At 56.4% G+C, this 3,196-nt stretch carries 2 protein-coding genes; both read right to left on the bottom strand.

The window, feature by feature from the left end:
- Positions 1-502: 502 nt before the first annotated feature.
- Entirely contained in the window at positions 503-1,714 is a 1,212-nt protein-coding gene (thiI, locus tag BLQ24_RS09870) for a tRNA uracil 4-sulfurtransferase ThiI (RefSeq protein WP_090164751.1), read from the bottom strand.
- Positions 1,715-1,735: 21 nt separating this feature from the next.
- Entirely contained in the window at positions 1,736-3,103 is a 1,368-nt protein-coding gene (locus tag BLQ24_RS09875; RefSeq protein ID WP_176755924.1) for a cysteine desulfurase family protein, read from the bottom strand.
- Positions 3,104-3,196: the final 93 nt, after the last annotated feature.

A 3,196-nucleotide genomic window follows, 5' to 3' on the forward strand; every position in this document is an offset into this window, starting at 1 on the left:
CTCCTCCTAAATTCACTCGACAACCTCTTCATCACGGTGGATTTCCCGCTCAGAAATGGAAATTTCTGCAACGAGAAAATAACCTTATGACGATAAGGTCATCCAGAAATAATTGTTCCCTATGAATCGCTCCAATCCCAATAAGTTAGTCATAGAAATGAAGTTTTCCATAGTACTGAAATAATTGACTTGAAACCTGACCGAAGAGCTAAGGGTCGATTTCAATGTTTATTATAACCGCCTTCCAGCATGAGTGTCAAGTTTCTAAAACAATTCACTGAGCCGTCATCGGCAGATTATAAACGCACCATAATCATTTGGATAACCATGATTCAGTTATTCCGACCGGGCGGAGCCGTCCGGTCCGGGAAAGACCTCTCCGATGTCTTTCGCTATATGGTTTCGACCGGAGAGATTCGGAAAACGGGGTCGGTGGAAAACTTTCCGTAAAAATTTCAAATAAATTTTTCGAACGGCCCCCGGTTTCTTTTTGTCCTTCCCTCTATTCCGGATTCACCGTGATGACCTCTTCGGAATTCACAGCGTCCCGGATCAGCGCCTCACAGTCCAGCTTAGACTCCGATGCCAGAATCTGCTCCAGTTTCGGCTTCGTCACCGGATGCTTCGGCAGGAACACGGTGCAGCAGTCCTCGTAAGGCTCGATGGAGGTTTCGTAAGTGCCGATCTCCCGGGCCATGTCCATAATGTCCACCTTGTCCATGCCGATCAGAGGCCGCATCACCGGGCAGCTCACCGCCGCATCGGTCACCACCAGGGCGTCCGCCGTCTGGGAAGCCACCTGTCCCAGGTCCTCTCCGGTGATCAGCATCTGGCAGCGGTTCCGACGGGCCACCTCTTCGGCGATCTTCATCATGAACCGGCGCACCAGGATCGTGGTTTCCTCCTCCGGACAATTCGCCACAATCTCCTCCTGGATCGGCAGCAGGTTGATGACGTGCATCCGGACCCGGCCCGTATAGCCGGCAATGATCTGCACCAGACGCTGGACCTTTTCCTGGGCCCGCTTGGAGGTGTACGGATACGAATGGTAATGAACCACTTCGATCTGCATGCCCCGCTTCGCCATCATCCAGGAAGCCACCGGGCTGTCGATGCCGCCGGAGAACAGAACCAGTCCCTTGCCGTTGGTTCCCAGAGGGAGACCGCCCATACCGGAGAATTTTGAATCATAAATGAAGGATTCGTCCTTCCGCACATCCACGTGGAGCCGGACATCCGGGTTGTGAACGTCCACCTTCAGGACTTTGCACCCGATCAGCACCTTCGCCCCGATGATCCGGGCAATGTCCGGAGACTTCACCGGGAACGCCTTGTCCGCCCGCTTCGCCTCCACCTTGAAGGTCTTCACGCCCTTCTCCTCGATCTGCTTCAGCATGAAGCGCACGGCCTCGTTGCCGATTTCGTCCAGGTCACTGGGCGCTTCCACCGCCGGGCTGATACTGGAAACCCCGAAGATCCGGGATACCGGTTTCAGAATCTGCTCTTCCGGCAGGCTCTTCGGGCTGCGGATGAAGACCAGTCCTTCCTTCCGGTAGACCTCAATCTTTCCTTCCCCCTGCTGCTCCAGCGCCTCGCTCACCGATGACAGCTTGGTCCGGATGCGCTCCACCAGTTTCCGCTCAAAATACGGCTTATTCATTCCCTTCAACGCCACCTCGCCGGTGCGCACGATGAAGATATTCTGCTCGTTCATAGGTTGTGTCCTTTCTCTCTTCTATCGCCGGAACTGTCCCAGTCTGCGGAACCTGGCCACTGCCTGCTTCAGATGATCCAGCACATAGTCCATCTCCTGAATGGTGTTGTACCGGCAGAAGCTGAAGCGGATTGCTCCCTCAATGGCCTCCGGGCTCAGGCCCATGGCCCGGAGCACATGACTCCCCGTCTGTTTCCGGTTCGAACTGCATGCGGAACCGGTGGAAACAAAAATCCCGTCCTCCTCCAGCGTGTGGAGAATCACCTCGCCCCGGGTCCCCAGGAAGCTGACATTCAGCACAGAGCAGATGCCCCGTCCCGCCTCCAGAACCCCCGGCTCCCGGGCCAGTTCCTCCGGGCTGTTGATCCGGATATCCGGAATCTGATCCCGGATTCCCTCCATCAGATAATTCCTTACCTCAGACATTCTCCCGATGTTATCCAGGAAATCTTTCTGGGTCAGGCGGCAGGCTTCCCCGAAGCCAGCGATCCCCGGCACATTCTCCGTGCCGGAGCGCATGCCCTTCTCCTGGCCTCCGCCGACGACAAAAGCCGGCAGGTTAACGTTCTTCCGACGGTACATGGCGCCCATGCCCATAGGCCCATGCACCTTGTGGGAGCTGACAGTCAGAAAATCCACATCCAGATTCCGAAGATCCGCCTTCCCGTAGGCCTGCACCGCATCTGTGTGCACCAGAATCCGGTGATCATCCTTCCGGCCGCCTCGCTGCGCCGGCTTCATCTCCATATTATAGCGGCTGCCCGCCCCCACATTGATCCCGCTCTGACACGGATTGTGGGTGTTGTCCTTCTCCGTCCAGAAAGAATCCCGGGGCTTCGCAGTCGCGTCCGCCCAGGCGCCGGCAGTTTCCCCATAACTGTGGGCGATCTCTGCGATCTCCCGCACCGGCATCATGGTCCCGACCTCGTTATTCACACTCATCACCGAAATCAGAATCGTATCGTCATCAATCTCCCGGGCCAGCTGCCCCATATCCAGACGGCACTTATCGTCCACATCCAGATAGGTGACGCGGAATCCCTCCTTCTCCAGGTTCTTACACGCCTCCAGCACCGCCGGATGCTCCACCCGGGTGGTGATAATCTTCTTTCCCCGGTGCCTGCGGCTGTGGGCCGCCCCGTAGAGCACGGTGTTATCCCCTTCCGTACCGCCGGAATTAAAAAACACCTCCTCCGGCCGCACGCCGATGGTATCCGCAAAAATCTTCCGGGCCGTTGTGACCCGCTTCTCCGCCCGGATCCCCAGATCGTGCAGCGAGGAAGGATTTCCGAAATCCACCCGGCCCACTTCCGCAATGAGATCCGTCACCTCATCCGCCTGCCGGGTCGTGGAACTATTATCAAGGTAAATAAGTGGCTTGTCTGTCATCTGCGCAAACCTCCTGTCAGTACTTACTTTCATCTATCTGTCCGTTACGTTCGATCCAATGTTCTGCCGGCCATGGCAATGGCCCACGAAACG

The organism is Eubacterium pyruvativorans (genome assembly GCF_900102225.1).
Classification (GTDB): domain Bacteria; phylum Bacillota; class Clostridia; order Peptostreptococcales; family Anaerovoracaceae; genus Aminicella; species Aminicella pyruvativorans.

Coding starts and splice junctions, on each gene's coding strand:
- thiI (WP_090164751.1), bottom strand. CDS start 1,714: ATGAACGAGCAGAATATCTTCATCGTGCGCACCGGCGAGGTGGCGTTG.
- BLQ24_RS09875 (WP_176755924.1), bottom strand. CDS start 3,103: ATGACAGACAAGCCACTTATTTACCTTGATAATAGTTCCACGACCCGG.